The organism is Pseudoruegeria sp. HB172150, assembly GCF_013184805.1.
Taxonomy (GTDB): domain Bacteria; phylum Pseudomonadota; class Alphaproteobacteria; order Rhodobacterales; family Rhodobacteraceae; genus Psychromarinibacter.
The window spans coordinates 55,686-82,669 of the sequence record NZ_JAATNG010000004.1; the positions used below are offsets into that span (position 1 = coordinate 55,686).

The window sequence follows — 26,984 nt, forward strand, 5'->3', positions numbered from 1 at the left end:
TCTGTGGCGTCAACATCGAACGCAGGAGACAGAGATGAACACCGTCATGATCACCGGAAGCTCTTCCGGCTACGGGCTGGAGACGGCCTGCTACTTCCACGCGCAGGGCTGGACCGTCATCGCCACAATGCGGGATCCGCGGGCGAGCAGCCTACCGGTGTCCGAGCGGATCCAGGTGCTGCCGCTGGACGTCACCGACGCCAACAGCATCGCCGCGGCGGTCGAGGCGGCGGGGCCGATCGACGCGCTGGTCAACAATGCCGGGATCGGGCTGATCGGCGCCGTCGAGGCGACGCCGATGCCGCTGATCCGGCAGATCTTCGACACCAATACCTTCGGCACCATCGCCATGTGTCAGGCCGTGATCCCGCAGATGCGGGAGCGGCAGTCGGGCACGATAATCAATGTCACCTCCAGCGCCACGCTGACGCCGATGCCCTTGGCCGCGCTTTACACCGCCAGCAAGCAGGCCATCGAGGGGTTCACCGGCTCTCTGGCGCATGAGCTGGGCTATTTCGGGGTGCGGGCACGGCTGGTCGAGCCAGGCTATGGCCCGACGACCCGCTTTGCCGCAAACAGCCAGTTCCGCATCGCGGATCTGATCCCCGACGCCTATGCCGGGTTCGCCGGACCGATCTTCGAGGCTTTCGCAGGGGCAGAGGTGACGACGCGGGAAAGCGACGTGGCCGAGGCGGTCTGGCTGGCGGCCCAGGACCGGACCGATCGGCTGCGATATGCGGCGGGCGCCGACGCGGTCGCGCTGGCGTTGGCCGGGTGAGGGCGCGGCACGCGTCATTGCTGTACCGGCGGCGCGGGACGGCGCCCTGTCTGCTGCCGGTCGAGCCGCCTGCGCGGATGGCTCCCATTGCTACCGCCCAGGCTTTTCCGCGGCGTAGCCGCTACAGTAGGAAGTCGTCGGCGGTCAGATCGATAAGGCCCTTGAGACGAAACATCCCTTCGTGCGCAGCGTCGCCGTCATTGTCCAGGTAGACGACTGTAAGGTCATTGGCGGTGCCCGGCCGGTTCAAGTGTTCAAACCAGACCTCGCCATCGCCGTCGCCGTTGTCCGCGCCGCTCATGCCCTCGAATTCGAACGCGTTGTTTCCGGCCAGAAACTTGCTGGCATCGATGGGCCGCAGGTTCAGCCTGTCCGTGCCATGTTTGAAGTCGAGGATGATGTCGCTTTGCGAAAGCGAATTGGCCGTCTGACTGACTTTGTTGAAGACGAAGGTGTCCGACCCGCCAGCGCCCGCCATGAGGTCCTTGCCGTTTCCCCCGACAACCACATCGTTTCCGTTACCGCCTTTCACGACGTCATTGCCATCGCCGCCGTAGACCCGGTCATTTCCGCTTCCGCCGAAGACCTTATCGCTTCCATCGTCGCCGCGAACGGTGTCGTTCGCCTTGTCGCCCGACAGATAGTCGCTGCCGGACTGCCCGCGGATATTGTCGTGGCCCTTGTTGCCGTAGACCGTGTCGTTACCGGAACCGCCGCGCATTTCATCGGCGCCGCTGCCACCTTCCAACGTGTCCGTGCCACTGCCACCGTACATCTTGTCGTTTCCGTCGTTTCCGGAGAGATAATCGGCGCCGTTGCCGCCTTTCTCCACGTCCCGGCCGCCGCCGCCACCGATCACGTCGGCGCCGTCGCCGCCGGTGATCGTGTCGGCCCCGAGCCGCCCGCGCAATTCATCGGCAAGATCGGTTCCGGTGATCTTGTCCGCGGAGTTCGAGCCGAAAACCGGTCCGGCGTAAGAAGCGAAGTTTGTCTGTTCCGGCCGATAGTCCGCCGCGTCGATCGGGTTTCCGCGCCAGATCGAGGACTGCATCTCTCCCTGTTCCTGCCAGGCGAACAGGATGCGCCCGTCGGCGCTGACGCCGACATCGGTGTCCGAGGCACTGCCCTCGGCAAAGTCGAACACGGCCCCGTCCGGCGTTGCATCGGCAAGATATGCCCGCGCCCGTAGGCCAAAGCTTTCGTCGTCCCAGGCTACTACGAATCCACCGTCAGGCAGCGCCTGCACGTCGGGCTCATTTTCGGACGAGGCGGTACCCGCGATGGTGAATGTCGTCTGGACCACGTTCCCCGCCGGATCGTAGATACGGCCCAGGATGTCGCCGTTGTTCGAGTTGGTTTGGTTCCAGACCAGCACGAAATTGCCGTTGGCGAGCCCGGTAACGCGCGGTGTGGTGTTGGTTCCGGGTGCGAAGTTCTCAACGAGGCGTATCAAGGTGCCGTCCGGCTGAAAGATAGTGATATCTATCCCCGCCGTGGCGTCGAACTCCCGGTTGACACCGACATAATTGCCGTCCGACAGGATCGCGACATCGCCCATATCGTCTATGTCGCTGCTGTTCTGGGCGGCCGAGAACTCAGTGCTCTGGTCGTAGGTCGTTCCTGCGGCATTGGTGAACTCAACCGAAACCGCATTGATGTCCGTGTTGCCACCGGCCAGGTCGGTAAAGGTGACGACAAAGCTGTTGTCGGTCAGGTTCAGCGCGATCTGCGGGTTGCTGAGATCGTCCGCGGCAACGTTTTCGTCTGCAACGACACTGCCGCTAACCGGGAAGCCGTCGGAATCGAACCGTTCCCAGATTATTGTCGTATGGTTGGGACTGGATATGTCGTTATCGACATAGGTAACCACGAAGCCGCCGTCATTGGTGGCGGCGATGTCGAAGTCCCCCTCGTTGTCGATGGCGCGAAGCGCGTTGATCTGAAAGCTGTCGCGAACAACGTTGCCCTGATCATCGAAGATCTTGCCGACCAAGTCGCTGCCAGCGCTGCCGCCGACGCCTTCGCTCAATTCATCCCAGGCGACGAGAATGTTGCCGTTCGATAAGCCTATGATTTGTGGCTGATTTTGAGTGCCGGTCGCTGCCGTGCCGGTATTGACCTGAAACTCAGATAGGAACTCTGCTGGTATTGTCATCGGTACCCCCTCTCTTTCTGCTAATCAGATGGCAGATCCCGGGCACGCGGATGAATACAGTTCGCGGTGCACCTGATGTCTGCCGCCACCAAGTGGCCGGGCTCAAGCGATAGAGTATAATTGCGCACCGAGGGCCAAGATAGCAAAGGGAAAATTCTTTTCTGCCGCGGTAAGTCGTTGGCGAGCGCCCGCAATTCGGTGAGGTGCTTTCCTCATCGTCGGGACCGAGGGGCCGACACACCCAGATGGGCTGCGGCAGGCGGTCGCACTTTTTTCTTGCCCGAACGTTGCCGGCTGGGCTAAAGGAAGCGCACTGAAACCACCGCGCCGCGGTGAGAAAGGAGACGCAGATGAAGATGATCCGTACCGCATACCTTTGCTGGGTAGCCCCCTAGCACGCGGCCGGCGTACATCTGATCTGTACCGGAAGGCCGCCCCGTGACGCGGCCTTTTTTCTTGTCCTGAGAACCGGAGTCATTGGGCGGCTTTCCATGAAAATGGAGAGCGTTATGACTGTTGTAAGAAATGACATAGTTTATCTGCCTTTGCAGCGCCGGACCCGCCTGGTCCGGGCCTTCGCCGCGCTGGTGCGCGCCCTGCCTGACCGGCCGGGCAACACCCGCCTGGTCTACGATCTGAACGATCACCTGCGGCAGGATCTGGGCATGCCGCGCCTGCCTGCCGGCCACGGCGCGTTGTGGCCGCCGCCTGGTGCGATCGGGAAGACGCTGATGTAGGGCATGGCCCCGTTCCCGCGGATCGCGGGGGCGGGGCCTTTCGCATCGGGGCGTATCTTCGCCTGATCAGAGACGTTTCTCGAAGAAGAAATCAGGATAGGGATCGTCGTTGAAACGGTCGATCTCGGTCCAGCCGGTCTTGCGATACAGCGCGATGGCCTCGGGTAGCGCACGGTTGGTGTCGAGCCGGAGAACCCCTATGCCGAGGTTGCGGGCGGCGTCCTCGGCAGCCGTCATAAGGCGTCGGGCGAGGCCGAGGCCACGGGCGAAAGGGGCGATCCATAGCCGCTTGATCTCGGCATAGTCTTCGCCGCCTTTCAGGCCGACGCAGCCGATCGGCAGACCATCGGACATTGCCAGAAGGAAGCTGCCATGCGGCGGCTGCATCAGCGCGGCGTCGGGGTCGCGTGACAGCGAGACGTCGAAGCCTTCCTCGAAGCGGCGGGCGAGTTCGGCGTAATACTCGCCAAGGCAATAGCGGGCGTCGTCGCCGCGCGGGTCGGCTTCGACAATCGCGATGCGGTGCTGACCCAGGGCGCTGGCGACAAGATCCATCGCCGCAAGCAGCGCCTCGGATTTCGGATGCGCGGCGAGGAGGCGCTCGGCGCAGTCGTCGGACAGCTCTTCGTAGCGCGCGTATTCGGCGGCGCCTCTCACGGTGTGGCGGGCAATACGCTTGCGGCCGTCCTGCGGATCCGGCGCGAGGGTGACGAGACCTTCCTCCTCCAGCCCCTTCAGCAGGCGTGACAACAGGCCCTTGTCGAGGTTCAGGTAGTCGCGGATCGCCGCAACGTCCGTTCCGTCGGGACCGATGGCGTTCAGAACCCGGGCGGCACCGAGCGGACGGCCGCGGCCGAGGAAGGACGCGTCGAGCACACCGATTTCGGTTGTGACGGCGCGGTTGAAGCGGCGGATGCGGGAGATCGGCGAAGGTGCTGTCATGGTCGTTGACATATGTCAACGAAATCACCCCTGTCAATCGATGCTACCGGTAACGCAGGTGTTTGCGGGCGGCGGGCGCGCCGTTATGGTGCCCCGGCCCGATCTGATCTATCAGACCGGCAAGGAATGGAGTGGCGGCACGCGTGCTGGCGGAACGAAATCAACGGATTGCACGGCAAGGGCCGGGGACGCGCTAAGCGGATGGCGGGCGGAACGGGTGCGGCCCCGATGCGATGCGAGCTGCCGGTAGCCGCAGCTGGGCAGACGGTGGGGCTTCTGGGCGGATCCTTCGACCCGCCGCACGAGGGCCACGTGCGGATCACCCGCGAGGCGCTGCGGCGGTTCGGGCTGGACCGGATCTGGTGGCTGGTGTCTCCCGGCAACCCGCTGAAGTCGCAGGGCCCGGCGCCGATGGACCGGCGGATGGGAGCGGCGCAGGAGATGATGCGGCATCCGCGGGTGACGGTGACGGATATCGAGGCGCGGATCGGCACCCGCTATACCGCGCAGACCATCGCGAAACTGCAACACCTTTACCCCGGCGTGCGCTTCGTCTGGCTGATGGGCGCGGACAATCTGGCCACATTCCACCACTGGGACCGGTGGCAGGAAATCTTCGAGACGGTGCCCATCGGGGTGCTGGCGCGGCCGGGCGGACATGTCTCCGCCCGTTGCTCGGTTGCCGCAGAGCGCTATGGTAAGTTCCTGCTAAGAGGTCGTAAGGGAAGACTTTTGCCGCGGAAAAAGGCACCATGCTGGTGTTTTCTTAACGTGCCCATGGTAAATCTCTCTTCGACCGAGATCCGGGCACGCGGCGACTGGGTGCGCTGATGGGTGTGTAGATTTGAGAAGGTCATAGACGTGGGCAACGGCAGAGTCCCGGTACAATTGACGCGCCGCCTGGTGCTTGGCGGCATAATGGGCAGCGCGGCAGGCGCCGCGCTGGCAGGCGCGCCGGAACGGTCGCTGGTGCCGCTGCCGCGCGATCCGGACCTTGCCCGCGCGGCGCGGGCGCCGGTGGAGCGGCTGATCAACGCCTCGGGCGTGACCGGGCGCATCGGCTTCATGGTGGCGGATGCAAAGACAGGCGCGGTGCTGGAGGCGAAGAGCCCGCTGCTGGGCCTGCCGCCGGCGAGCGTGACGAAGGCGATCACGGCGAGCTATGCGCTGGACGCGCTGGGGGCGGACTACCGGTTCACCACGCGGCTGATCGCGACCGGTCCGGTGCAGGACGGCACGGTAAAGGGCGACCTTGTACTAGTGGGCGGCGGCGATCCCGGTCTGGACACCGACGCGCTGGCCGAGATGGCGGCGCAACTCAAGACGGCCGGCATTCACGCGGTGGAGGGCGATTTCAAGGTCTGCTCGGCGACGCTGCCGACGATCCCCGCGATCGACCCGGAACAGCCGGAGCATGTGGGGTACAACCCGGCGGTTTCCGGCCTCAACCTGAACTACAACCGGGTGCATTTCGAATGGAAGCGGGAGGGCGGCAGCTATTCCGTGGCCATGGACGCGCGTGCGCGGAAATACAGCCCACGGGTGCAAATCGCACGGATGCAGGTCGTGGACCGCAAGGGCCCGATCTATACCTATCTCGACGCCGGCGGCGCCGATGAATGGACTGTTGCCAGGCCGGCGCTGGGCACGGGCGGCAGCCGCTGGCTGCCGGTCCGCAAGCCCGAGGCCTATGCGGCAGAGGTGTTTCAGACGCTGGCCCGGAGTCACGGCATCGTGCTGTCGGCGCCGGTCTTCCTGGGCGCGGTGCCGGAGGGCACGACCCTGGTGGCGCGCGAAAGCGAGCCGCTGAAGGAAATCCTGCGCGAAATGCTGAAATACTCCACCAACCTGACGGCGGAGGTCGCGGGGCTGACCGCTTCGGAAGCGCGCGGCGTCCATCCCGAGACGCTGATGGAAAGCGCCGGGGAGATGAGCCTGTGGGCGCGGCGTGCATTGGGTGCGCGGCACGCGGCGCTGGTCGACCATTCGGGGCTTGGCGACGCGTCCCGCCTGTCGGCGCGCGACATGGTGCAGGCGCTGCTGGCGGCGCGCAGGAACGGTGTGCTGCCGGGACTGATGAAGGAAATTCCGCTGCGCAACGACAACGGTGATGTGGTCGCGAACCATCCGGTGAAGGTGCGCGCCAAGACCGGAACGCTGAATTTCGTAAGCGCGCTGGCGGGGTACATATCTACCTCGAGCGGGCGCGAACTGGTCTTCGCCTATTTCAGCGCGGATCTGGAACAGCGAGCCGACGCGCCGGACGAGGAGGAGATCCCGGAAGGCGCGCGCCCATGGAAGAACCGCTCGCGCAACCTGCAGCAGGCGCTGATCGAGCGCTGGGGGAACGAGTTCGCGGTGTAGGGCCGCGATACTGCAACCGGGTCACCAACGCGGACCGGATGGCTCGGCTGCGTCAGATCTGCAGGTGACGGGCCCGGGCGCCGCGTTCAATGGCGGCGGCGTGCAGTCGGTCGATGCGCAGCTCGTAACGAATCTCGGCCAGGAACTGTAGCTCGCTTTCGCCAAGCAGCCCGTCGGACGCGGCAACGTCGCAGGCCAGTGCATAGGCCGTTTCCCACAGCTTGTCGGGCAGGTTTTCCCGGACGAGGCCGAACAGGGCGTCCAGCCCGTCTTCTTCGCTGAACAGGTCGAATACGGTTTCCGACACGTTCTTCAGCCGGTCCTTGTCGTATTCGGCGAAGACCGGCAGGTGGTCGAGAATCGATTCGATCGACACCAGCTCCGCTGTGCGGATGTTCTGATCCGACGCGGAGATCGCAATCATCACGGCGACGAGGCAGTCCTGGGGCGACAGGGTATGTTCGGACTCGGACACTGGATAAGCCTTTTGCTGCAGTGCGGATGGCCGTGTAAATATTGACCTAGGCAGGGCGGGGCAATAGGGAGTGACGTCCCGGGGACAGAGGGTTTGCCCCGACTTCAGATGAGAGAATGACATGTCCGATCTGCGCGAAGCCGCAATGACGTCCAAGGCCTGGCCCTTCGAAGAAGCGCGCCGGGTGTTGAAACGTTATGAAAAGGCGCCGCCGGAGAAGGGACATGTGCTGTTCGAGACCGGATACGGGCCGTCTGGCCTGCCGCATATCGGGACATTCGGCGAGGTCCTGCGCACCACGATGATCCGGCGCGCGTTCGAGGTGATCTCGGACATTCCGACGCGGCTGATCTGCTTTTCCGACGATCTCGACGGGATGCGGAAGGTGCCGGGCAACGTGCCGAACCAGGACATGCTGCGCGAGCATCTGCAGAAGCCGCTGACCTCGGTGCCGGATCCGTTCGAAGAATTCCCCAGCTTCGGCGACCACAACAACGCTATGCTGCGCCGGTTCCTCGACACTTTCGGCTTCGAGTACGAGTTCTACTCGGCGACCGAGTTCTACAGGTCCGGCCAGTTCGACGAGGTGCTGCTGCGCGCCTGCGAACGCTATGACGCCATCATGAAAGTGATGCTGAAGTCGTTGCGCGAGGAGCGGCAGCAGACCTATTCGATCTTCCTGCCGATCCACCCGGAGACGGGGCGCGTGCTGTATGTTCCGCTGAAGAACGTGGACGCGGTGCGGGGCGAGATCACCTTTGACGACGAGACGGGCCGCGAATGGACGCTGCCGGTCACCGGCGGTCAGGTAAAGCTGCAATGGAAGCCGGATTTCGGCGCGCGCTGGGCGGCGCTGGGCGTTGATTTCGAGATGTACGGCAAGGATCATTCGACCAACACGCCGATCTACGACTCGATCTGCGAGATCCTGGGCCAGAAAGCGCCGGAGCACTTCACGTATGAGCTGTTCCTCGACGACAAGGGGCAGAAGATCTCCAAATCCTCGGGCAACGGCATCTCGATCGACGAGTGGCTGACCTATGCCGCGACCGAGTCGCTGGCCTACTTCATGTATCAGAAGCCGAAGACGGCGAAGCGGCTCTATTTCGACGTGATCCCGAAGGCGGTGGACGAATACCACCAGCAGCTGCGCGCCTATGCCGATCAGGATGCGGCCCAGAAGCTGGCGAACCCGGTCTACCACATCCACGGCCACAACGTTCCCGCCTCGACCATGATCGTGCCCTTCGCGATGCTCCTGAACCTCGCCTCGGTCAGCCATGCCGAGGACAAAGAGACGCTGTGGGGCTTCATCATGCGTTACGCGCCCGAGGCCACGCCCGAAACGCATCCGGATCTGGACGCGGCGGCGGGGTTCGCGGTGCGCTATTACAACGACTTCGTGAAGCCGACGAAGGTGTTCCGCGAGCCCGACGCGAAGGAGCGCGCCGCGCTGGAGGACCTGAAGGCGCGGCTGGTGGCCTGGGACGGAGGGCTGGACCCGGAAGAGCTGCAGTCGATGGTCTTCGCCGTCGGCAAGGAGCACGGGTTCGAACCGCTGCGCGACTGGTTCAAGGCGCTCTACGAGGTGCTGCTGGGCGCCAGCCAGGGGCCGCGCTTCGGAGGGTTCATCGCGCTTTACGGCGTCGACGAGACCATCGCGCTGATCGGCGCCGGTCTGGAAGGCAAACTCGCCGCCTGAGCTATTGCCGGAGCCGCCACCACGCGGCCCAGCGTTTTGACAGAGCCTTCGGCTTTTCGGCGTAAAGATGCGCGCCGAGGCCGAGGGCCTTCTTCTCCAGCATCTCCATCTGTTCGGCGGCCGGTCCGGCCAGCGCGTGGCGCGACTGGCCCGGCAGGGACGGGTCCTGCAGCAGTACCTGAAACACGGCGTAGTTGTGGTGGGTGCCAAGCAGGTCGCCCAGGTCGCCGGCGGCCTTGATGTGTGGCTTCGTCTTGCGCGGCCACGCCCTGCGCAGCAAACGGGCGTGATGGCCGTGATCCTTCACCCGCTTGCGCCATTCGTGCATGTCCTCTGCATGACCGGTCTCGCGCGCGTGTTTCATCGCGTCGCGGCCACGGCGATAGTAATCCTCAAACCCCGCGCGCAGGACGTCGAAGCTGTCCTCCTCAAGCTCCCACCCAAGCGCACGGTCCCGGCATGCGGCGATTTCCCTGCGGAAATCGGCGAGGCGGTCGGTCAGATCCGGGTCGTGTTCCGCGCGGTGGCGACGGTCGAGCAGCGCCTCGCGCAGCGGCTCCAGAGCGTGGCGGTCCAGACCGGGGCCGATCGCGTCGGCAAGATGGTCGCAGGTATCCAGCGCCGAGGTCTTGTCGCGGAAGTCCGACAGCAGGCGCGCAGCATCGCGGATCGCGGCGTTCTCCTCGGCATAGGCGGGGAAGCTGGGGCGCACCAGCCGGATCAGCCCGCGCAGCTGCTTGCCGCGCTTGCGCATGTCGTGCACGCGCACGTGGATATCGCCGTCATGGTCGTCGGCATCCCTCAGCGCGCGGTCGAACTGGTCGACGGCGATCCGGCGCAGCCCGTGCTGGATGGACGACTCGGACGGTTTGAAGTGGTAGGTCATGCCGTCTTCTAACACTCCGGGAGGGGCGGGCGTTCCAACGCAAAGTGAAACCTTTCGCCGCAGGGCTACGTGTCTATCGCAGCGGCATACGGAGGTTGGAATGACACGGATACTGCTGGCGATGGTTCTGGCGTTTGGGCTGGCGGGGCCGGTGATGGCGCAGTCGGACGAAATACAGGGGGTGATCGGCGCGCAGCTTGAGGCGTTCCTGGCGGATGATTTCGCGACCGCCTTCACCTATGCCTCGCCGACGATCCGGCAGATCTTTCGCACGCCCGAGAATTTCGGGTCGATGGTGCGGCAGGGATATCCGATGGTCTGGCGGCCGGCGGAGGTAGATTACCTCGGCCTGGAGGAACGCGACGGGCGCGTGCTGCAGCGGGTCGAGATCGCCGACGGAAACGGCACGCTGCACGTGCTGGAATACGAAATGGTCGAGACGGCGGAGGGCTGGCAGATCAACGGGGTGCGGATCCTGCCGGCGCCGGAGATCGGGGTCTAGGGAATGCCCATACCAGCCGATACCCTGCCGCGCGGCAGGCTCGGGACGTTCGCGGCGAAACTTGCGTCGGGTATCCGGTAAGACGCGGTGGGCTGCCCGTTGTGCCGAAAGATGGCGCCACGGACAGCCGGCTGATAGAGATACGCCGATCGGGTCGGATGCTTACTTTTTGCCGCAATCAGACAATGCGGCGTGGTGCGTGTTTCCGCCCAAGTTGTGAGCTCCTTTGTACCAAACAGCGACACCCGCGTTTTCTATTCCGCTATAACCGCTAGAGTCTGGGTTCCGCTGGTAGTGTTTTCCCCAAGATGTTTCGGATTGCAATCGGCATCCTTCCTTCCAGGGAATTTCCCACACCGCCGCAGTACTTACATCGTTAACGCTGGCATTTGCAGAAAGGTCCGTGTTATTATGTTTCTTTATGGTCAAGTCATCACAGAAAAGTATAAGTTGGACCTTTTCGATGGGGGAATCATAATCGGTGTTCACGAGCCAAAAATCTACAATTTCGTAACCCGTTTTGTCGTCCAGAGCGTCGCTGACGCTTGTATCTCTGTATTCTATGTAGCCGTCGACGTCGTCGTCGCCGTCGTTGCATTTAAAATCCTTGCCATGCCAATCGTCAGCCAAAGCCGGCGCAACGGCGGTGGCGATTGCCGGAATCGCCAGAGCGGCGATCCGGAGTGCTTTCCTCGGGTCGATCATTGTCATTCTCCTTTACGCGGGTAGGGGCGCAGGCATCTGCCACGACACTCTCCTATCGCTGCCCGGCAGCCAAAGCTGGGAGGTCTCCGGTAGAAAGTCTGGATTTTCGTGGAGTTCCCGGTTCAGTCATTCGCAACCGTCGGTTGGGGAAATTCCGGTAATCGTTCTCTACCGCCACGGGCGGCATAAGGCAGTCGGATTGGGAAATGGTCGTGACGAGTTGGGGGAAACCTGGATCGTAAGTGTCCTTTCCGCACATAGCACGCCTGGCACATTGGCGGTCGGACAGGCGTCAGGTTTCTTACGAAACGCCGTCGCGAGGGCCGAGATCCCCGGGCGTCAGCCGGTATGCCTTGCCGAAGCCGCCGTTGAGCAGGGCGGCAACCGGGCGCAGGCGAACGAGGACGAAATCGCCGAAATCAATGTAGAGCGTCGCCTTGGGCTGCTGCTGCAGGTAGAGCGCGCGCAGGGCGTCGTGATCGGCGCCGGGGCGCGGCACGAATTGGGCGGCACATTGCAGGGTCAGGCGCGGATGAGTCAGGGGATCGCCCTTGTCGCCCGGTTCGCCCACCATCAGCGAACAGGCGGTGTTCGCCTGCAGGGCGGTGGTGTGCTGGGACAGTGACGAGATCAGCGTCATCGGATCCCCGGTTTCATCGCGGGCGATGGCGACGCGGGTCACCATCGGGGCACCGGTAGCCGGGTCGATCACCCCGAGCGCGCCAAAGCTGGCCCCGTCGATCAGGTCACGGCCAAGGCGGCGGGCCTCGTCGTCGGTGGGGCGGATCGGGTTGATCTTGTCGTTCATGGATCGAAGTAAGCGCGGCAGCAGGGGGCGTGCAACAGGTTGACGATTTTACGTGACCTGAATCAAGGTGTGTAACCCGCTAACCGCATAGACTGTCTGCGGGAAGGGAGATCGGAGGACCTGATGTACAAGCACATACTCATCCCTGTCGCACTGGATCACGAGCACACGCCGGAAGAAGCCGTAGGCGTTGCCAAGAGCCTGCTGAGCGAGGGCGGAAAGATCACCGCCCTGCACGTGATGGAACCCTTGCCGGGCTATGCGGCGCAATACCTGCCGGCCGAAAGTCACGACACCCGCGTCGCCAATCAGCGCAAGCGGATGCAGGAGGCGTTCGGCGAGGGAACCGAGGTAGAGATGGCGGTGCTGTCCGGGCAGCCCGGGCGGTCCATCGTGGAATATGCGGCCGAAAAGGGCGTGGACCTGATCGTCATCGCCTCGCACCGTCCGGGTCTGCAGGATTATTTCCTGGGCTCGACCGCGGGCCGCGTGGTGCGCCATGCGCAATGCTGCGTTCATGTGCTAAGGTAGCCCCGACCAGCCAGCCGGTTCCGACCGGCGCAGCCAGACAGGGAGGCCAGGCGCGATGGTGACGATTGCGAAAGGGCAGGATCTTCAGACGGTTCTGACGACATTCGACGTGCATCCGGGAACCTGCCAGGACCTGCTCGACGCACTGACAGAGGCATATGAGAGCTTCATCTCTAAACAGCCCGGCTTTATCTCGGCCGGGCTGCACGTGAACGACGCACAGACCCGGATCGCGAATTACAGCCAGTGGGAACGGCGCGAGGATTTCAAGGCGATGCTGCGCAGCGAAGAAATGCGCGAGCGGAACCGGGTCTTCGGCGAGATGGCCAAAAGCTTCGAACCGGTGATGTACGAGGTCGCGGCGAGTTTCGGCACCTAGAACTCCAGCCACGTGCCGAGTTTCATTCCGACATCGCGCTCGCCGGAAATACCGATCTGCACGCCGACTTCCACGTGCCGGCCAGGCGCGAGTTCCACCACCAGCGACGGAACGGCGCGCAGGTAGGGGTCGCTGTCGGGGTATTTTCCGGCCTGCAGCTGCAGCAGAAGCTTGCGCCCCTCCTGCGCGGTGATGCCAAAGGTCACGTCGGCCTTGGTGACGATATCCTGCGAGGAAACGCGGTAATAGGCGTAGAGATCGGCGGCGATCCAGCCCGGGCCGAGCGGCGTCTCCATCCCCCGCCCGAAGGAGGCGCCGAGATAGGCGATGGGCTCGCTGACATCGCCGTAGCGGGTGCTGCCGGCGCCGGCGTGGAACGCGTAGCGGTTCCGCGCGTCCTGCGGGCCGATGGCGTAGCTGCCGAAGAGCACCGCCTTGTAATCGCCGCTGTCGCCATAGCCGGCGTCGAGGCCGAAGGTCAGTCGCGGCGTCCAGCCGCGTTCGACCAGCAACGTCAGGTACCCGGCCGGGTCGAATTCCGGCGTGCGCAATGTCTGCGGATCGCCGGTGCCAGCGTAACTGAGTGCTACGAAGGTATTCCCCTCGCCACGCGGCCACGTGCCAGCCGCCGCCTGCCCGGCGGTAAGGCACAGAACCAGGAACAGCCTGACGATACCCATCGCACCTCCTTGGTTAATTCTGCCGAAACCGTGGTTAAGGAACCGTGAATGCCATCGCCGGGTCTTGGCGCTCCGGTAACCGGGTATTAGGTCAGGGGCTGGGGCAAACTGGCAGGACCACCGGAATGGACAGCTACGACCTGATGCAGCGCGACGGGCTGCCGGAGGCTTTGCGCGTCCTGCGCGACGCCTATCCGCGCGAGGTCTGGGAAGGGCACGAGAACTTCGGCCAGCTTGTCCGGTTCTGGATGGAGCGGCACATGATGTTCCGCGAGCTGATCGGCAAGATGGGCGAGGAAGCCGAGGCGTTCCTCGACCGGAAGATGCCGGTGGAGACCTATGCCCCCCACCTGTCGCGCTATGGCGGGTTCTTCCTGCAGCAGCTGCACGGTCATCACCAGATCGAGGACATGCACTACTTCCCACAGCTCGTCGGGCTGGACAGCCGCATCGACGGCGGGTTCGAGATGCTGGAGGCCGACCACCAGCCGATCGACGGCCTCCTGCGGCGCTTCGCCGAGGGCGCGAACGGCGTCTTGGGCAAGGCGGAGGATGAAGCAGCGGCCTATGAGGCGGCCGGGGCCTTCCGGGAGGAACTGAACTCGATGGGCCAGCTGCTGGAGCGGCACCTGACCGACGAGGAAGACCTCGTCGTGCCGGTAATCCTCAAGTCGGGTTTCGACGGGTAGGTCATAGGCGCGCGCCCCGCCCTGTGGTACGATGGGGCATTGGATGGGCCCGCCGATAGCGGTTCGGCGCGTCTGGACGGGCAGTTCCAGACGGGAGGGTCTTACTCATGCACATCAAAGAAATACTCCATCGCAAGGGCCACGAGATCACCAGTGTCGGGCCGGATGAGCCGCTCGAACATTGCGCGGCGCACATGAAGCTGAAGCGCATCGGCGCGCTGGTGGTCTGCGGGCCCGACAAGCGGCTGAAGGGCGTGATTTCCGAACGGAACATCGTGAATGCGCTGGTGGATTACGGCCCGCGCGCGCTGCAGATGAAGGCGATGCAGGCGATGGATACTGATCCGGTCACCTGCAAGCCCGGCGACACCGTCGCGGCGGTGGCACGGCGGATGACCTCGGCGCGGGTGCGGCACGTGCCGGTCTGCGAGGGCAACGACCTCGTCGGCCTGATCTCCATAGGCGATATCGTCAAGGAGCGGCTGGAAGAGGTGGAGCTGGAACGCGACACGCTCCGCGACCTCGCGGGTGCGCATCTGTCGGCGGTCTGATCACCGCTTTGGCGACCTGAACGCTTTACTCTGCCGCCACCTCGCGCGGCTCCGCCAGTTCGACGATGTCGAACATGATGCGGGTCAGCTCGAAATCCTTGGGCGTATAGACCTTAGCCACGCCCATGGCGCGCAGGCGCTGCGCATCCTCGTCGGGTATGATGCCGCCGACGATGACCGGGATGTGGGCAAGCCCGTCCTCGCAAAGGTGATCCAGCAGTGCGCCGATCAGCGGCAGGTGGCTGCCCGACAGGATCGACAGGCCGATGACATGCGGCTCCTGTTCCCGCGCGGCAGCGGCGATTTCGGCAGGCGTCAGGCGGATGCCGTCATAGGTGATCTCCATCCCGCAGTCGCGGGCACGGGCGGCGATCTGCTCGGCGCCGTTGGAATGGCCGTCGAGGCCGGGCTTGGCGACAAGAAAGCTCAGGCGACGGCCAAGGCGGGCGGAAACCGCGTCGACGGCGCTGCGGATCTCGTCCAGCCCTTCGGTGCGGTTCGACGGCGCTTGGGATACGCCGGTTGGCGCGCGGTACTGGCCGAACACGGCGCGCACGGCATCCCCCCATTCGCCGGTGGTGGCGCCGGCCTTCGCGGCGGCGATAGAGGGCGGCATCAGGTTGCGGCCCTCGCGCGCGGCGTCGCTCAGGTCCGCCAGTGCAGCCTTCACGGCGCGGGCATCACGAGTCGCGCGCCAGGCGTCGAGCCGCGCGATCTGATCGGATTCGGCCTGCGGGTCGGCCACCATGATCGCCTCGGGTCCGGAGGTGAGCGGAGAGGGTTCGCCCGTCTGATAGCGGTTCACGCCGATAACGGTGGTTTCGCCACCCTCGATCCGGGCGATGCGCGCGGCGTTGGCCTCGACAAGCTGGCGTTTCATGTGCGCGATGGCCTCGACCGCGCCACCCATGGCGTCGATCTGCACCAGTTCGGCCCGCGCGCCATCCTTCAGCGCCTCGACCTTGGCGGTGACGGCGGGGTTGCCGTCGAACAGATCGCCGTATTCCAGCAGGTCGGTCTCGAATGCCAGGATCTGCTGCATCCGCAGCGACCATTGCTGATCCCATGGGCGCGGCAGTCCCAGCGCCTCGTTCCAGGCAGGCAGTTGGACGGCGCGGGCGCGGGCGTTCTTCGACAGCGTGACGGCCAGCATTTCCAGCAGGATGCGATAGACGTTGTTTTCCGGCTGCTGCTCGGTCAAGCCAAGCGAATTGACCTGCACGCCATAACGGAAGCGGCGGTATTTCGGGTCCTCGACGCCGTAGCGTTCCAGTGTGACCTCGTCCCACAGCTCGACGAAAGCGCGCATCTTGCACATCTCGGTGACGAACCGGATGCCGGCGTTCACGAAGAAGGAAATCCGACCGACCATCGCCGGGAAATCTTCCTCGGACACCTTGCCCTTAAGATCGTCCAGCACCGCGACGGCGGTGGCGAGCGCGAAGGCCAGTTCCTGTTCCGGCGTCGCGCCGGCCTCCTGCAAATGGTAGGAACAGACGTTCATCGGGTTCCATTTCGGCAGGTGCGCCTGCGTATAGGCGGCGACGTCTGTGATCATGCGCAGTGACGGCGCGGGCGGGCAGATATAGGTGCCGCGCGACAGGTACTCCTTGATGATGTCGTTCTGAACGGTGCCCTGAAGCTGCGCGATGTCCGCGCCCTGTTCCTCCGCCACCGCGATGTACAGCGCCAGAAGCCACGGGGCCGTGGCGTTGATCGTCATCGAGGTGTTCATGCGGTCGAGGGGAATATCGTCGAACAGCGTGCGCATGTCGCCGAGATGCGAAACCGGGACGCCGACCTTGCCGACCTCACCGCGGGCAAGCTCATGGTCGGAATCGTAACCGGTCTGCGTCGGCAGGTCGAAGGCGACCGACAGACCGGTCTGTCCCTTTTCAAGATTAGAACGGTAAAGCGCGTTGGAGGCCGCGGCGGTGGAATGGCCCGCATAGGTACGGAACAGCCAGGGGCGGTCTTTCTGATCGGCGGTCATGGAGCGGCCTCGCGAATCCGGTGCGCAACTTTATTTCGTCGCGATACGGATACGCGGAACAATCATGCCCTGTCAATCCGCCGCGCTGCGGCGAAGGCAATGGGCCGCCAGATCAGTTCAGAGTAGGCAACTCGATGCCGGCAGAACCCTCGAACGGGTCGGGCTCCTGACCCGCGACTTCGCCGGCCGGTTCGGCGGGCGGAAGGATGTCCGTTTCGGCGACCAGTTCTTCGGCGGGTTGCACGCTGCCATTTTCGTCGAGATTCATCGGGCTGAGCGGCTCGGAGACAAGGCCGGCCGACACGATTTCCGTATCTTCGGAAGTCTGCGGGACGAGGGCCACGGATTCGAGCGTGACCGAAATGACCTCCTCGCCCGGCTGCACCTCCTGCGCCAGCGCAGGCGCGGCGATCAGGGCGGCAGACAGGGCGGACAGCAAGCGGGCAGCAGACATGAATCGATTCCTTTTTCGTAAAACAGGATTCATCCTGTCATATCCGGCACTTTCCGCAAAGCTGTCCGAAAGTTTGACCGGCGCGTGCTTTCCTGCCAATTCAAAGCATGTTTCGTACCGTCGAGTTACCGCTCTGGCTTCTTGTTCTGATCCTGCTGTTCGCGGCGGTCACTTTCCTGAGCCATTTCCTGTTCCCCTCGGTGCGCTGGTTCTTCCGGCGGCGGATGGAGCGTGCGGTGGCGGAACTGAACAAGCGGCTGCAGCGGCCCATCGAACCGTTCAAGCTGGCGCGGCGGCACGACACGATTCAGCGCATCGTCTATGATCGCAGCGTCCTGGAAGCGGTGACCGAGCACGCGCGGGAAGAGGGCGTGCCCGAGACTGTGGCGCTGGAACGGGCGCGGCGCTATGCGCGGGAAATCGTGCCGTCATTCTCGGCGATGCTGTATTTCAGCTTTGCGACGCGGGCCGCGCGGTGGCTGAGCGAGAAGCTTTACACCGTGCGCGTGGACGAGGAGAGCGGGCAGGCGATCCGGGAGATCGACCCGGAAGCAACGGTGATCTTCGTCATGAACCACCGCTCGAATATGGATTACGTGCTGGTGACCTACCTGACGGCGGAACGTTCGGCGCTCAGCTACGCGGTGGGCGAATGGGCGCGGGTCTGGCCGCTGTCGTGGCTGATCCGTTCCATCGGCGGCTACTTCATCCGGCGCAAATCGCGCAACGCGCTCTATCGCCGGGTGCTGGCGCGCTACGTGCAGATGGCGACGGATGGCGGCGTGACGCAGGGCATGTTCCCCGAGGGCGGGCTGTCGCTGGACGGGCGCATGGCGCAACCCAAGCTCGGCCTGCTGAGCTACATCCTGGCGGAGTTCAATCCGGAAGAGGGGCGCGACGTGGTCTTCGTGCCGGTGGCGCTGAACTACGACAGGGTGATCGAGGATCGGGTACTGACCGAAGCAGCGGCAAGCGGCGAACGGCGGTTCCGCGCCTCGGTCCTGCAGTCGATCTGGTTCCCGATCCGCTATGCCTGGCGGCGCTGGCGGAAAAAGGCGGTGCGATTCGGCCAGGCCGGTGTGCGTTTCGGCGAGCCGATGTCGCTGCGCGCCTATTCCGAGGATCACGTCCATGTGGAGGTGAAGGGCGTCGCGCGGGAGCTTCTGGCGCGGGTGCAGGCGGCAATCCCCGTGCTTCCCGTGCCACTGATCGCGTGGCTGGTACTGCGGGCCGGCGGCGCGGTCTCCCGCGCGGAACTGGAGCGGCAGGTGGCCGGCATCCAGCAGCACCGCCAATCCTCGCTGATGGGGCAGGACGCGGCGGCCATTGTCGACACCGGTATCGCCGGCCTGACCACGCGCCGCGTGCTGGTCGAGGGGCCGGAGGGCGTGTCGCTGGCACCCGGACAGGACGCGCTGGCGGCCTATTACGCCAACTCGGTTGCCCACCATTTCAAGGCAGAGCCCCCTGAAATCCCAGCGAAAGAAAATTTCGCTACGACATAAAATTACAAAAAACTTAAATTCAGCATTGCAAAGTTGCGCAGCCAATTTTATCTCATGGGCTGCCCGCCTCGCGATTCTGCGGCGCGGCACCACGTGAGGAGATCGCATGATGGCCCTGGACCAGAGCCCGGCAACCGCCGGCTACAGCGCGCCCGAGAAGGACCTCTACGAGATCGGGGAAATCCCGCCGATGGGATACGTGCCGCCGAAGATGTACGCCTGGGCGATCCGCCGCGAGCGGCATGGAGAGCCCGACAAGTCGATGCAGGTCGAGGTGGTGGACACGCCGGTGCTCGACAGCCACGAGGTGCTGGTCCTGGTGATGGCCGCGGGCGTCAACTACAACGGCGTCTGGGCCGGCCTCGGCGTTCCGATCTCCCCCTTCGACGTCCACAGGGCCGAGTATCACATCGCCGGATCCGACGCGTCCGGCATCGTCTGGGCCGTCGGCGACAAGGTGAAGCGGTGGAAGGTCGGCGACGAAGTCGTCATCCACTGCAACCAGGATGACGGCGACGACGAGGAGTGCAACGGCGGCGACCCGATGTTCTCGCCCTCACAGCGGATCTGGGGCTACGAGACCCCCGACGGCTCCTTCGCGCAGTTCACCCGCGTGCAGGCGCAGCAGCTCATGCCGCGCCCGAAGCACCTGACGTGGGAGGAGTCGGCCTGTTACACGCTGACCCTCGCCACCGCCTACCGGATGCTCTTCGGCCACCATCCGCACGAGCTGAAGCCTGGTCAGAACGTCCTTGTCTGGGGCGCGTCCGGGGGGCTCGGCAGCTTCGCCATCCAGCTGATCAACACCGCGGGCGGCAACGCCATCGGCGTGATCAGCGAAGAGGACAAGCGCGACTTCGTCATGTCGCTGGGCGCCAAGGGCGTCATCAACCGCAAGGATTTCAGTTGCTGGGGGCAGCTGCCCACGGTGAACACCGACGCCTACAAGGACTGGTTCGCCGAGGTGCGCCGCTTCGGCAAGGCGATCTGGGAGATCACCGGCAAGGGCGTGAACGTCGACATGGTGTTCGAGCATCCCGGCGAGGCGACGTTCCCGGTGTCGACCTTCGTGGTCAAGAAGGGCGGCATGGTCGTGATCTGCGCCGGCACCACCGGCTATAACCTGACGATGGACGCGCGCTATGTCTGGATGCACCAGAAGCGCATTCAGGGCTCGCATTTCGCGCATCTGAAGCAGGCGGCGGCCGCGAACAAGCTGATGGTGGAGCGGCGGCTCGATCCCTGCATGTCAGAGGTGTTTCCCTGGGCCGAAATCCCCGCGGCCCACGTCAAGATGCGCCGCAACGAGCACAAGCCGGGCAACATGGCGGTGCTGGTGCAGGCGCCGAAGACCGGGCTTCGTACGCTGGAGGATGTGCTGGAGGCGGGTCTGTACCGCTAGAGTTTAACGAGTGAGGCGAGTGGCCGGCGCGGACGTTCTGCGCCGGCTAAATTCTTCATAATTTACGAAAATCCGCTTTCTCAAACGCTTGTTAACCATCGCCTCCCCATTTTCGGGGAGTACCAAAACGCGAATGGAACGGCGTATCCGTACCCGGGTACACTTGTCTTAAGCTCCCGTTAACCTTTCCTGTGGAGAGTTTGCGATGGCAAATGACTGGATACTCGACGTGATCGCGGACCTGAAAGCCTTTGCCAATGAGAATGGGCTGAGCAGAACGGCCGATCAGCTGGACGATGTGTCGCTGATCGCCGCCGTCGAGATCGCGTCGGAGAAGAGGGGGCAGCCGGGCACGGCGCGGGATGAGAGGACGCCTGGATTCGTTTATTGAGGTCATCCAGGGGGCGCAGACCCTCGATGAGCTGCAGGGACATATCAAGGGGCTTCGCGCGCTGTTCGATGTCGAGCATGTCACCTATCACTCGGTGAACAGCACCGGTGAGCAATACGCCGTCACCAGTTATTCGATGGACTGGTCTGACCAGTATTTCGGCGAGGATTACGCGCGGATCGATCCGGTCGTGCAGGGGTGTTTTCGCCGGTTCCACCCGGTGGACTGGCGGCGGCTGGACTGGTCAGGCAAGGCCGCGCGCGATTTCATGGGAGAGGCACGGTCTGCCGGGGTCGGAAACCAGGGCTTCTCGGTTCCGATTCGGGGACCGTCGGGACAGTTCGCCCTGTTTACGATTTCCGATGCGCGCGCGGATACGGCCTGGGAACGGTACACCGACGAGCATACGACAGACCTGATCCTGGCGGCGCATTTCGTGAACCAGAAGGCGCTCGAGATCGAGCGCGGATCGGACGAGGCGCGGCTACAGAATCTCAGCCCCCGAGAGATCGACGTCTGCACCCTGCTGGCCATGGGATACAGCCGCGCGCAGGCGGCCGACCTGTTGTCGATCAGCGAGCATACGCTGCGGGTCTATGTCGAAAGCGCCCGCTTCAAGCTGGGCGCGACGAACACGATCCACGCCATCGCCAAGGCTCTGATGATGGGGCTGCTGGTGGTCTGAGCAGGTGGAGCGCGCGCCGGGTTAAGCGCGGCTTAACGGCGCCGGACCAGCCTTTTTCGCGGACTTCCTGCGAAGAGGCGAAACATGCTCCGGTACATTTATGCCGAGGATCTGAAACGGTATCCGGCCCTTGACGAAACGATGTTCAGCCACCGCGCGGCACAGTTCCGCGACCGGCTGGGCTGGGATGTGGCGGTAGACGGCAAGGGCCACGAGCGGGACGGCTATGACGCGATGAACCCGCTTTACGCGGTCTGGGAACGCGCCGACGGCAGCCATGGCGGCTCGATGCGGTTCCTGCCGACGGTGGCGGAGACGATGGTGAACGACCATTTCGCGCATCTTGCCGGTGCCGAGATCCGGCATCCGCTGATCTGGGAATGCACCCGGTTCTGCCTTGCACCGGATGCCCAGCCGCGCACGGCGGCGCTGCTGATGCTGGCGGCGCTCGAGGTGGGCCTGCGGTTTCACCTGACCGACCTGGTCGGCGTGTTCGACGCGCGGATGGTGCGGGTCTACCGGCGCCTGGGCTGGGAGCCGACTGTGCTGGGCCGCGATGGCGCGGGCCGCGAGTCGATCAGCGTCGGGCTCTGGACCTGCACGGAAAACGTTCGGCCGGTCCTGCTCGACCGCGCGGGCGTCACGGCGGCACAGGCGGACGGCTGGTTCGACGCGTCCTTCGGCGCGATACGCCCGGGTCTTTCGGCAACCGGCTAAGCCGTACGCCGCCGCGCAGGTCAGGATCGCCATGTGCCCGGGCGGCGCGTCTGCCGGTCGCGATCAGCGCGTCCCGCGCCCGGCTCGGGTATTTCCGGCCAGAAGACCTCCCGGAAATCCGGTCTCCTTCTTCTGGTTGGAAATATCCCCGCCGGAGGCCGAAAGTTCTTTCGGCCCGCCGTCGCCACAGGCGCGAATTGCAGTTCAATCGCCCAGCCGCCTGACATAGTGTCGGCGCATGGCGCTGCCCGCATTGCAATTCTCCGAGGATCAGGCCGAGGCCTATGACAGCGTCACCGAGATGCTGCGCGGCGCCGGCGTGGATCTTGTCGAGAGCACGCTGACGCCGATGGCCGAAGGCCGGCAAAGCGTGATGGCGGTCGTCGGCAAGGCCGGTTCGGGAAAGACGATGCTGCTGTCGCAGCTGACCGACGCGCTGGAGACGGCGGGGGTCGAGATCGTCTCGGGCGACTGGGAAGGGCGGCGTCGCAAGGACAGGCGGACGCTGGCGGTCCTCGCGCCGACCAACAAGGCGGCAAGCGTCCTGCGGACCCGCGGCGTTCCGGCGACGACGATCCACCGGATCCTCTACACCCCGGTCTATGACCCCGAATACGAGAAGATCGCGGAATGGCTCGCCGGGAACGGCGACCGCCCGGTGATCGAGGAACTGACCGACGCGGCGCTGGACCGGGCGCGCGACAGCTACGCGCTGCACAAGTCGATCCCGGCGGCGCTTGCCGCGGCGGGGCTGCGCGGGTCGGATTTCATCCAGGGCTGGAAGCGCCGCGACGATCCGCTCGACATCGGCTTCGTCGACGAGGCGTCGATGTTGGACGACCGGCTCTACGAGGACCTGCAGGAGATCTTTCCGACGCTCCTGCTGTTCGGCGACCCGGCACAGCTGGCCCCCGTCGGCCAGTCCGGCGAGATGGTGTTCGACCGGTTCGAGGGCAAGCGCAGGCTGGAGCTGCACCGCATCCACCGGCAGGCCGATGACAGCCCGATCCTCGATCTCGCGCACGCCCTGTCCGACGACAACCTGCGCTTCGAGGATTTCGAGCGGCTGATCGAGGACGCCGCGAAAAAGGACGACCGCGTCGTCGTGGCACAGCGGGTCGAGGCCAGCCTGATGGCGCGCTCGCCGGTGCTGGTCTGGCGCAACAAGACGCGGGTACGCCTGATCACCGCCTTCCGCGGCGCCTATCACGCTCCGCCCGACGAATTGCTGCCGGGCGAACCCCTGATCTGCGACGGCATCGAACTGCCGCTGAAGCACCGCAAGAAACGCATCGACCTCGAGGCGCGCGGCTTGATCAAGGGCGCGCAGGTGATCTTCCTCGGCGCGGGCCGCAAACCCGGCTTCTCGCGCCTGCACGTGATCGGCGCGGAGGACCCGCGCATTTCCGCCGCCTCGATCATCAAGATCGAGATGCCGGACGAGGAAGAGCCGTTCATCGCCTCCGCCGCGCGGATGGGCGCGGCCTTCCTGCACGGCGCGGCGGTGACCATCCACAAGGCGCAAGGCAGCCAGTGGCCCGAGGTGCAGGTCTTCGCGCCCGACATCTGGGCCGCGGCGCAGTCGGGTCGCATCGAGGCCGGAATCCCGCTGTGGAAGCGGCTGGCCTATGTCGCGATCACCCGCGCGCAGGAGCGTCTGTACTGGGTCACGCGTTACCGGCTGGGGCGGCCGACCGAACCGCTCTCGACCGACGATCTTCCGGCGCCCGCGGCGCCACTGGAATTACAGGGAGAAGGGGAGGAAACATGAGCGGAACGATCATCATCACCGGGGCGAGTTCGGGTATCGGCCGGGCCACGGCGGAGGCATTCCTCGAGGCCGGCTGGGTCGTCGGCGCGCTGGCGCGGCGGGCCGAGGCGCTGGACGAGCTGGCGACGAAATACGACCACGTCGTTCCGCTGCCGGCCGACGTGTCAGACCCCGACGCGGTGGAAAAGGCGGTGGCGCGTTTCGCCGAGACGGCGGGGCGGCTCGACGTCCTGTTCAACAACGCCGGCATGTTCGGCGTGGCCGAGTACATCGACGAGGTGCCGCTCGACGTCTGGAACAAGGTCGTCAACGTGAACCTGCACGGCATGTTCCTGATGGCGCGCGCCGCCTTCGGTCAGATGCGCGGGCAAAGCCCGCGCGGCGGCCGGATCATCAACAACGGCTCGATCTCGGCCCATGTGCCGCGCGAAAAGTCGGTGGCCTACACGATGACCAAGCACGCCGTGACCGGGCTGACCAAGGCGCTCAGCCTCGACGGCCGGGATATCGATATCGCCTGCGGCCAGATCGACATCGGCAATGCGCGCACGCCGATGGTCGAGGCGCAGATCGAACGGGCACATGCGGCAGGCAAGGAGCCGGACCCGTCGATGGACGTGAAACACGTGGTCGATGCGGTAAAGTACATGGCCGACCTGCCGCTGGAGGCCAACGTGCAGTTCATGACGGTGATGGCACGGCAGATGCCCTATATCGGGCGCGGCTAAAGCGTTTCGATTTCAATCCGAAGCAGGGCGCACCACGCGGCGTCGCGTGGTGCTGATCAGCTTGGCGACGCCCTAAGGCTCAGCCCCGCCGGAACACCGGTGCGCCGCCTTCGGCGGTTTCGGCGGGCTGGTTCATGCGCTCGATATAGGCGCGCAGTTCCTCGGCTTCCTGCCGGGCGTCGCGCAGGCCCTCCATCGCGGCGCGCAACTCCGCCTCCGTCTGATGCAGGTTGTTGGTCAGCTGCGACTCGCGTTTCTGATAGTAGTCCACCGCCTGGTCGCGCTGTTCCTCGGCGTCGTGCAGCTGCTGGGCCATGCTGTCCAGCTCGTTCATGTCGCTGCCCTTGACGCGGACAAAGCGGTGCACCAGCCAGTGGCCGAACCAGCCCAGGACGAAGGCCACGAACAGGATCACCGCCGTCAGGGCTATGAACTCGGTTCTATTCATTCGCTGCTCTCCGTCTCGCCTTCGCCGGCGTCGTCATCCCCGTCGCCGGACCCGGCGCTATCTTCGTCTTCGGCCGCAGCCTCGTCTTCGCCGCTTTCGCCTTCCGCCGCAACCTCGGGACCGTCGACCTCTTCGGCGGCCGCATCATCGTCACCTTCGCGCAAACGAAGCGTAAACTCGATGCGGCGGTTGGCCTCGCGGCCTTCCTCGGTATCGTTGTCGGCAATCGGGTTCTCTTCGCCATAGCCCTTGGCGGTCAGGTTGGCCACAAGAACCCGCCGCGCCATCAGCGCCTCAAGCACCGCTTCGGCGCGGCGCTGGGACAGGCCAAGGTTCATCGACTCGCGGCCCTGGCTGTCGGTGTAGCCGGCGATTTCCATCGGCACCGCGGTGCAGTCTTTCATCACGTCGGCGATGCGCTCGATCGTGCCGCGCGTGCCGCTGTCGATATCGGCGGAGCCGGGCTCGAAGGAGATCTTGCGCTCGGCCAGAATTGCCTGAATCGCGGCGACGCATTCCTCGGGCGTCGGCAACGTTTCAACCTCTTCGACGACCTCGTGGTAGACGACCTTGATGTTGAAGTTTTCGGCACTGCCAAGATGGGCGGAGAGGATGCGCGAGATCTCGGCCTTGGCGTCGGGATCGCTGGTGTCGCCGCGGATCTCGATGAAATCGGGCTGTACGACGAGGACGCCGTTGGACAGGTTCGACAGTGCTTCGAGCCCGGAAAAGACGCGGCCGGCCCAGCCGGCGGGCAGACCCTCGACAACGCGTGTCGCTGCGTCGACCTCGGCAGAGGAAAAGCGGGCACGGGCAAAGCCGTTGACGGCATCGCGCTGGCGTTCGTCGGCCATCCGGCCACGCAACTGCAGCAGTCCTTCGGGCGACAGGGTGGCGACGAATTCCGGTGCGGCGTCTGGTGCCTCGGCGCCGGAGCCGTCGATCTTGACCGGTTCGGGCAGGACCGCGTGCAGTGAAAAGACATCCGGCAGCGCCGCCTCCAGTTCGCCGACGATGCGGTCGAACTTGGATTGCGGAGTGTTCTCGGGAGCGACGAAGGTGACGTCGGCATCGGAAAAGGTGATCGAGCCGCCGCCAAGACGGGACAGTGCCGAAATGCCCTCGGTCACGGCATCGGGCCAGCGCGGGCTGGGCACGCCGAGACCCAGCGTGCAGCCGGCGGTGCCCTGAAGCCCGGCTTCGGCCGCGGCGGCGAGGATCCGGGCGCGGCCGTCCTCGGTATCCGCCGAGCAGGCGTCGAAGCGTCCGCCGCTTTCGTCCAGCAGAAAGCGCAGCGTGAAGGGGGTTATGACCGGGCGCGGCGCGCTGATGTCGAGCACGACCTCGATCCCATCGGGCTGTTCGCTCTTGAGGCTCGCCATCAGCTTGCGCCGCTGCTCTGCGCTGTCGGAGATCGCCGTAACCTCGACTTCGCCCGGAGAGACGGAGATCTTGGAGCGGGGCAGCTGTGCCAGTGCATCAAGCGCGAAATCAAGCGCGGGGGCCCAGCCGCCGGGCACCGGGTAATCGGCGGATTCAAGAAGATCCGCGACCTCGCCGCTGCCGGCAATCCCCTCGAGGATCCCGGTCAGTTCCTCGCGGTCGAGGGCCAGCGGCACCAACCCTATAAGCGACACGCCCTCGTCATTGCGCAGGATCTCGATGGAGAAATCGGGCGGGGCGACGACCTTGCCCTCCTTGACGTCCATCTCGTCGATGACGCGTGTGGCGTCGACCACGGTGCCGGCGAGCGTCAGAGCCCGGAAGCGCGTGGCCTCATTGGGAGCGGTGCCGGTCAGGTGTACCTGCAGGCCGTCGACATCGACCGAGACCCAGTCGATCTGTTCTTCAAGGAACAGCGTGTCGATCTCGCGTTCCGACGTCTTCTCGATGCGTCCGACCATCAGGGCGGCGGCACCCACCGCCGCGAACGCGGCTACCAGAAAGGCCGCGACGGCGGGAATTGCGGATAGGATGCGCATGGCAACGTTGGGATTTTCCGTGCA

28 protein-coding genes are annotated in these 26,984 nt (G+C 64.8%); 17 read left to right on the top strand and 11 right to left on the bottom strand.

Annotated elements, in window-relative coordinates; translation table 11 throughout:
* Positions 1-34: 34 nt before the first annotated feature.
* Complete coding sequence (locus HCO70_RS17080) at positions 35-778, top strand: SDR family oxidoreductase (protein WP_172298415.1); 744 nt, start codon at positions 35-37, stop codon at positions 776-778.
* A 121-nt stretch (positions 779-899) separates the two neighbouring features.
* On the opposite strand, the gene HCO70_RS17085 is transcribed toward HCO70_RS17080, so the two are convergent.
* Positions 900-2,933 carry a hypothetical protein gene (locus tag HCO70_RS17085; RefSeq protein WP_172298417.1) on the bottom strand — a complete coding sequence of 678 codons (2,034 nt, stop codon included), beginning with the start codon at positions 2,931-2,933 and terminating at the stop codon, positions 900-902.
* Positions 2,934-3,442: 509 nt separating this feature from the next.
* On the opposite strand from HCO70_RS17085, the gene HCO70_RS17090 reads away from it, so the two are divergent.
* A complete protein-coding gene (locus tag HCO70_RS17090) occupies positions 3,443-3,670 on the top strand; it encodes a hypothetical protein (RefSeq protein ID WP_172298419.1) in 228 nt (75 codons plus the stop codon).
* 66 nt (positions 3,671-3,736) lie between these two features.
* Here HCO70_RS17090 and HCO70_RS17095 read toward each other — a convergent pair whose 3' ends face one another.
* Complete coding sequence (locus tag HCO70_RS17095; RefSeq protein ID WP_172298421.1) at positions 3,737-4,612, bottom strand: helix-turn-helix domain-containing GNAT family N-acetyltransferase; 876 nt, start codon at positions 4,610-4,612, stop codon at positions 3,737-3,739.
* Positions 4,613-4,840: 228 nt separating this feature from the next.
* Between HCO70_RS17095 and HCO70_RS17100 the strand changes: the two genes are divergently transcribed.
* Together HCO70_RS17100 and dacB are read left to right on the top strand one after the other, a co-directional pair.
* Positions 4,841-5,443 (top strand): nicotinate-nucleotide adenylyltransferase, encoded by a 603-nt coding sequence (locus tag HCO70_RS17100; protein ID WP_172298423.1) that lies wholly within the window; start codon positions 4,841-4,843, stop codon positions 5,441-5,443.
* 87 nt (positions 5,444-5,530) lie between these two features.
* Positions 5,531-6,976 (top strand): D-alanyl-D-alanine carboxypeptidase/D-alanyl-D-alanine-endopeptidase, encoded by a 1,446-nt coding sequence (gene dacB / locus HCO70_RS17105; RefSeq protein ID WP_172298956.1) that lies wholly within the window; start codon positions 5,531-5,533, stop codon positions 6,974-6,976.
* 52 nt (positions 6,977-7,028) lie between these two features.
* Here dacB and HCO70_RS17110 read toward each other — a convergent pair whose 3' ends face one another.
* Entirely contained in the window at positions 7,029-7,400 is a 372-nt protein-coding gene (locus tag HCO70_RS17110; protein ID WP_253913365.1) for a tellurite resistance TerB family protein, read from the bottom strand.
* A 172-nt stretch (positions 7,401-7,572) separates the two neighbouring features.
* Between HCO70_RS17110 and HCO70_RS17115 the strand changes: the two genes are divergently transcribed.
* Positions 7,573-9,153: a lysine--tRNA ligase gene (locus HCO70_RS17115; RefSeq protein WP_172298427.1), complete on the top strand. Its 1,581-nt coding sequence runs from the start codon at positions 7,573-7,575 to the stop codon at positions 9,151-9,153.
* A 1-nt stretch (position 9,154) separates the two neighbouring features.
* Here HCO70_RS17115 and HCO70_RS17120 read toward each other — a convergent pair whose 3' ends face one another.
* Entirely contained in the window at positions 9,155-10,039 is an 885-nt protein-coding gene (locus HCO70_RS17120) for a CHAD domain-containing protein (protein WP_172298429.1), read from the bottom strand.
* A 100-nt stretch (positions 10,040-10,139) separates the two neighbouring features.
* Between HCO70_RS17120 and HCO70_RS17125 the strand changes: the two genes are divergently transcribed.
* Positions 10,140-10,541 carry a DUF4864 domain-containing protein gene (locus tag HCO70_RS17125; protein WP_172298431.1) on the top strand — a complete coding sequence of 134 codons (402 nt, stop codon included), beginning with the start codon at positions 10,140-10,142 and terminating at the stop codon, positions 10,539-10,541.
* A gap of 162 nt (positions 10,542-10,703) precedes the next feature.
* On the opposite strand, the gene HCO70_RS17130 is transcribed toward HCO70_RS17125, so the two are convergent.
* Positions 10,704-11,246 carry a hypothetical protein gene (locus tag HCO70_RS17130; protein ID WP_172298433.1) on the bottom strand — a complete coding sequence of 181 codons (543 nt, stop codon included), beginning with the start codon at positions 11,244-11,246 and terminating at the stop codon, positions 10,704-10,706.
* Between the two features lie 301 nt (positions 11,247-11,547).
* Positions 11,548-12,054 carry a HugZ family protein gene (locus HCO70_RS17135; RefSeq protein ID WP_172298435.1) on the bottom strand — a complete coding sequence of 169 codons (507 nt, stop codon included), beginning with the start codon at positions 12,052-12,054 and terminating at the stop codon, positions 11,548-11,550.
* A gap of 123 nt (positions 12,055-12,177) precedes the next feature.
* Between HCO70_RS17135 and HCO70_RS17140 the strand changes: the two genes are divergently transcribed.
* Positions 12,178-12,585 (top strand): universal stress protein, encoded by a 408-nt coding sequence (locus HCO70_RS17140; RefSeq protein WP_172298437.1) that lies wholly within the window; start codon positions 12,178-12,180, stop codon positions 12,583-12,585.
* 55 nt (positions 12,586-12,640) lie between these two features.
* On the top strand, positions 12,641-12,964 hold the full coding sequence (locus HCO70_RS17145) for an antibiotic biosynthesis monooxygenase (RefSeq protein WP_172298439.1): 324 nt from the start codon (positions 12,641-12,643) through the stop codon (positions 12,962-12,964).
* Here HCO70_RS17145 and HCO70_RS17150 read toward each other — a convergent pair.
* The gene (locus tag HCO70_RS17150) at positions 12,961-13,644 is read right to left on the bottom strand and encodes a hypothetical protein (protein ID WP_172298440.1); all 684 of its coding nucleotides are present in this window, start codon (positions 13,642-13,644) and stop codon (positions 12,961-12,963) included. The genes HCO70_RS17145 and HCO70_RS17150 overlap by 4 nt on opposite strands.
* Before the next feature lie 125 nt (positions 13,645-13,769).
* Here HCO70_RS17150 and HCO70_RS17155 point away from each other — a divergent pair, with 125 nt between their 5' ends.
* Complete coding sequence (locus HCO70_RS17155) at positions 13,770-14,333, top strand: hemerythrin domain-containing protein (protein ID WP_172298441.1); 564 nt, start codon at positions 13,770-13,772, stop codon at positions 14,331-14,333.
* Between the two features lie 107 nt (positions 14,334-14,440).
* Positions 14,441-14,884: a CBS domain-containing protein gene (locus tag HCO70_RS17160; RefSeq protein ID WP_172298442.1), complete on the top strand. Its 444-nt coding sequence runs from the start codon at positions 14,441-14,443 to the stop codon at positions 14,882-14,884.
* A gap of 25 nt (positions 14,885-14,909) precedes the next feature.
* On the opposite strand, the gene HCO70_RS17165 is transcribed toward HCO70_RS17160, so the two are convergent.
* Both HCO70_RS17165 and HCO70_RS17170 read right to left on the bottom strand, forming a co-directional pair.
* Entirely contained in the window at positions 14,910-16,877 is a 1,968-nt protein-coding gene (locus HCO70_RS17165) for a protein meaA (RefSeq protein ID WP_172298443.1), read from the bottom strand.
* Between the two features lie 112 nt (positions 16,878-16,989).
* Positions 16,990-17,331 (bottom strand): hypothetical protein, encoded by a 342-nt coding sequence (locus tag HCO70_RS17170; protein ID WP_172298444.1) that lies wholly within the window; start codon positions 17,329-17,331, stop codon positions 16,990-16,992.
* Between the two features lie 107 nt (positions 17,332-17,438).
* Between HCO70_RS17170 and HCO70_RS17175 the strand changes: the two genes are divergently transcribed.
* The 7 genes from HCO70_RS17175 to HCO70_RS17205 all read left to right on the top strand — a co-directional run bounded on the left by HCO70_RS17175 (position 17,439) and on the right by HCO70_RS17205 (position 24,530).
* Positions 17,439-18,836: a 1-acyl-sn-glycerol-3-phosphate acyltransferase gene (locus HCO70_RS17175; RefSeq protein ID WP_172298445.1), complete on the top strand. Its 1,398-nt coding sequence runs from the start codon at positions 17,439-17,441 to the stop codon at positions 18,834-18,836.
* 109 nt (positions 18,837-18,945) lie between these two features.
* A complete protein-coding gene (gene ccrA, locus HCO70_RS17180; RefSeq protein ID WP_172298958.1) occupies positions 18,946-20,238 on the top strand; it encodes a crotonyl-CoA carboxylase/reductase in 1,293 nt (430 codons plus the stop codon).
* Positions 20,239-20,443: 205 nt separating this feature from the next.
* Complete coding sequence (locus tag HCO70_RS17185; RefSeq protein ID WP_172298446.1) at positions 20,444-20,629, top strand: hypothetical protein; 186 nt, start codon at positions 20,444-20,446, stop codon at positions 20,627-20,629.
* Entirely contained in the window at positions 20,601-21,314 is a 714-nt protein-coding gene (locus HCO70_RS17190; RefSeq protein WP_172298447.1) for a LuxR family transcriptional regulator, read from the top strand. The genes HCO70_RS17185 and HCO70_RS17190 overlap by 29 nt, the downstream gene beginning before the upstream one ends.
* Before the next feature lie 84 nt (positions 21,315-21,398).
* Positions 21,399-22,031, top strand: a complete 633-nt coding sequence (locus tag HCO70_RS17195; RefSeq protein WP_172298448.1) for an acyl-homoserine-lactone synthase — start codon at positions 21,399-21,401, stop codon at positions 22,029-22,031.
* Positions 22,032-22,269: 238 nt separating this feature from the next.
* Complete coding sequence (locus HCO70_RS17200; protein ID WP_172298449.1) at positions 22,270-23,802, top strand: ATP-dependent RecD-like DNA helicase; 1,533 nt, start codon at positions 22,270-22,272, stop codon at positions 23,800-23,802.
* Positions 23,799-24,530, top strand: a complete 732-nt coding sequence (locus HCO70_RS17205; protein WP_172298450.1) for an SDR family oxidoreductase — start codon at positions 23,799-23,801, stop codon at positions 24,528-24,530. The genes HCO70_RS17200 and HCO70_RS17205 overlap by 4 nt, the downstream gene beginning before the upstream one ends.
* A 79-nt stretch (positions 24,531-24,609) precedes the next feature.
* On the opposite strand, the gene HCO70_RS17210 is transcribed toward HCO70_RS17205, so the two are convergent.
* Together HCO70_RS17210 and HCO70_RS17215 are read right to left on the bottom strand one after the other, a co-directional pair.
* On the bottom strand, positions 24,610-24,978 hold the full coding sequence (locus HCO70_RS17210; protein ID WP_172298451.1) for a hypothetical protein: 369 nt from the start codon (positions 24,976-24,978) through the stop codon (positions 24,610-24,612).
* Complete coding sequence (locus tag HCO70_RS17215; RefSeq protein ID WP_172298452.1) at positions 24,975-26,960, bottom strand: OmpA family protein; 1,986 nt, start codon at positions 26,958-26,960, stop codon at positions 24,975-24,977. Before HCO70_RS17215 ends, HCO70_RS17210 begins: the two co-directional genes overlap by 4 nt.
* Positions 26,961-26,984 lie beyond the last annotated feature (24 nt).

Excerpts from the sequence above, each read along its gene's own strand:
- HCO70_RS17085 (WP_172298417.1), bottom strand. The coding sequence starts at position 2,933 with ATGACAATACCAGCAGAGTTCCTATCTGAGTTTCAGGTCAATACCGGC.
- HCO70_RS17190 (WP_172298447.1), top strand. The coding sequence starts at position 20,601 with ATGAGAGGACGCCTGGATTCGTTTATTGAGGTCATCCAGGGGGCGCAG.
- HCO70_RS17200 (WP_172298449.1), top strand. The coding sequence starts at position 22,270 with ATGGCGCTGCCCGCATTGCAATTCTCCGAGGATCAGGCCGAGGCCTAT.
- HCO70_RS17120 (WP_172298429.1), bottom strand. The coding sequence starts at position 10,039 with ATGACCTACCACTTCAAACCGTCCGAGTCGTCCATCCAGCACGGGCTG.
- HCO70_RS17115 (WP_172298427.1), top strand. The coding sequence starts at position 7,573 with ATGTCCGATCTGCGCGAAGCCGCAATGACGTCCAAGGCCTGGCCCTTC.
- HCO70_RS17185 (WP_172298446.1), top strand. The coding sequence starts at position 20,444 with ATGGCAAATGACTGGATACTCGACGTGATCGCGGACCTGAAAGCCTTT.
- HCO70_RS17110 (WP_253913365.1), bottom strand. The coding sequence starts at position 7,400 with ATGATTGCGATCTCCGCGTCGGATCAGAACATCCGCACAGCGGAGCTG.
- ccrA (WP_172298958.1), top strand. The coding sequence starts at position 18,946 with ATGGCCCTGGACCAGAGCCCGGCAACCGCCGGCTACAGCGCGCCCGAG.
- HCO70_RS17100 (WP_172298423.1), top strand. The coding sequence starts at position 4,841 with ATGCGATGCGAGCTGCCGGTAGCCGCAGCTGGGCAGACGGTGGGGCTT.
- HCO70_RS17160 (WP_172298442.1), top strand. The coding sequence starts at position 14,441 with ATGCACATCAAAGAAATACTCCATCGCAAGGGCCACGAGATCACCAGT.
- HCO70_RS17090 (WP_172298419.1), top strand. The coding sequence starts at position 3,443 with ATGACTGTTGTAAGAAATGACATAGTTTATCTGCCTTTGCAGCGCCGG.
- HCO70_RS17205 (WP_172298450.1), top strand. The coding sequence starts at position 23,799 with ATGAGCGGAACGATCATCATCACCGGGGCGAGTTCGGGTATCGGCCGG.
- HCO70_RS17170 (WP_172298444.1), bottom strand. The coding sequence starts at position 17,331 with ATGTCTGCTGCCCGCTTGCTGTCCGCCCTGTCTGCCGCCCTGATCGCC.
- HCO70_RS17095 (WP_172298421.1), bottom strand. The coding sequence starts at position 4,612 with ATGACAGCACCTTCGCCGATCTCCCGCATCCGCCGCTTCAACCGCGCC.
- HCO70_RS17080 (WP_172298415.1), top strand. The coding sequence starts at position 35 with ATGAACACCGTCATGATCACCGGAAGCTCTTCCGGCTACGGGCTGGAG.
- HCO70_RS17155 (WP_172298441.1), top strand. The coding sequence starts at position 13,770 with ATGGACAGCTACGACCTGATGCAGCGCGACGGGCTGCCGGAGGCTTTG.
- HCO70_RS17140 (WP_172298437.1), top strand. The coding sequence starts at position 12,178 with ATGTACAAGCACATACTCATCCCTGTCGCACTGGATCACGAGCACACG.
- dacB (WP_172298956.1), top strand. The coding sequence starts at position 5,531 with ATGGGCAGCGCGGCAGGCGCCGCGCTGGCAGGCGCGCCGGAACGGTCG.
- HCO70_RS17175 (WP_172298445.1), top strand. The coding sequence starts at position 17,439 with ATGTTTCGTACCGTCGAGTTACCGCTCTGGCTTCTTGTTCTGATCCTG.
- HCO70_RS17145 (WP_172298439.1), top strand. The coding sequence starts at position 12,641 with ATGGTGACGATTGCGAAAGGGCAGGATCTTCAGACGGTTCTGACGACA.
- HCO70_RS17165 (WP_172298443.1), bottom strand. The coding sequence starts at position 16,877 with ATGACCGCCGATCAGAAAGACCGCCCCTGGCTGTTCCGTACCTATGCG.
- HCO70_RS17125 (WP_172298431.1), top strand. The coding sequence starts at position 10,140 with ATGACACGGATACTGCTGGCGATGGTTCTGGCGTTTGGGCTGGCGGGG.
- HCO70_RS17150 (WP_172298440.1), bottom strand. The coding sequence starts at position 13,644 with ATGGGTATCGTCAGGCTGTTCCTGGTTCTGTGCCTTACCGCCGGGCAG.
- HCO70_RS17135 (WP_172298435.1), bottom strand. The coding sequence starts at position 12,054 with ATGAACGACAAGATCAACCCGATCCGCCCCACCGACGACGAGGCCCGC.
- HCO70_RS17215 (WP_172298452.1), bottom strand. The coding sequence starts at position 26,960 with ATGCGCATCCTATCCGCAATTCCCGCCGTCGCGGCCTTTCTGGTAGCC.
- HCO70_RS17210 (WP_172298451.1), bottom strand. The coding sequence starts at position 24,978 with ATGAATAGAACCGAGTTCATAGCCCTGACGGCGGTGATCCTGTTCGTG.
- HCO70_RS17130 (WP_172298433.1), bottom strand. The coding sequence starts at position 11,246 with ATGATCGACCCGAGGAAAGCACTCCGGATCGCCGCTCTGGCGATTCCG.
- HCO70_RS17195 (WP_172298448.1), top strand. The coding sequence starts at position 21,399 with ATGCTCCGGTACATTTATGCCGAGGATCTGAAACGGTATCCGGCCCTT.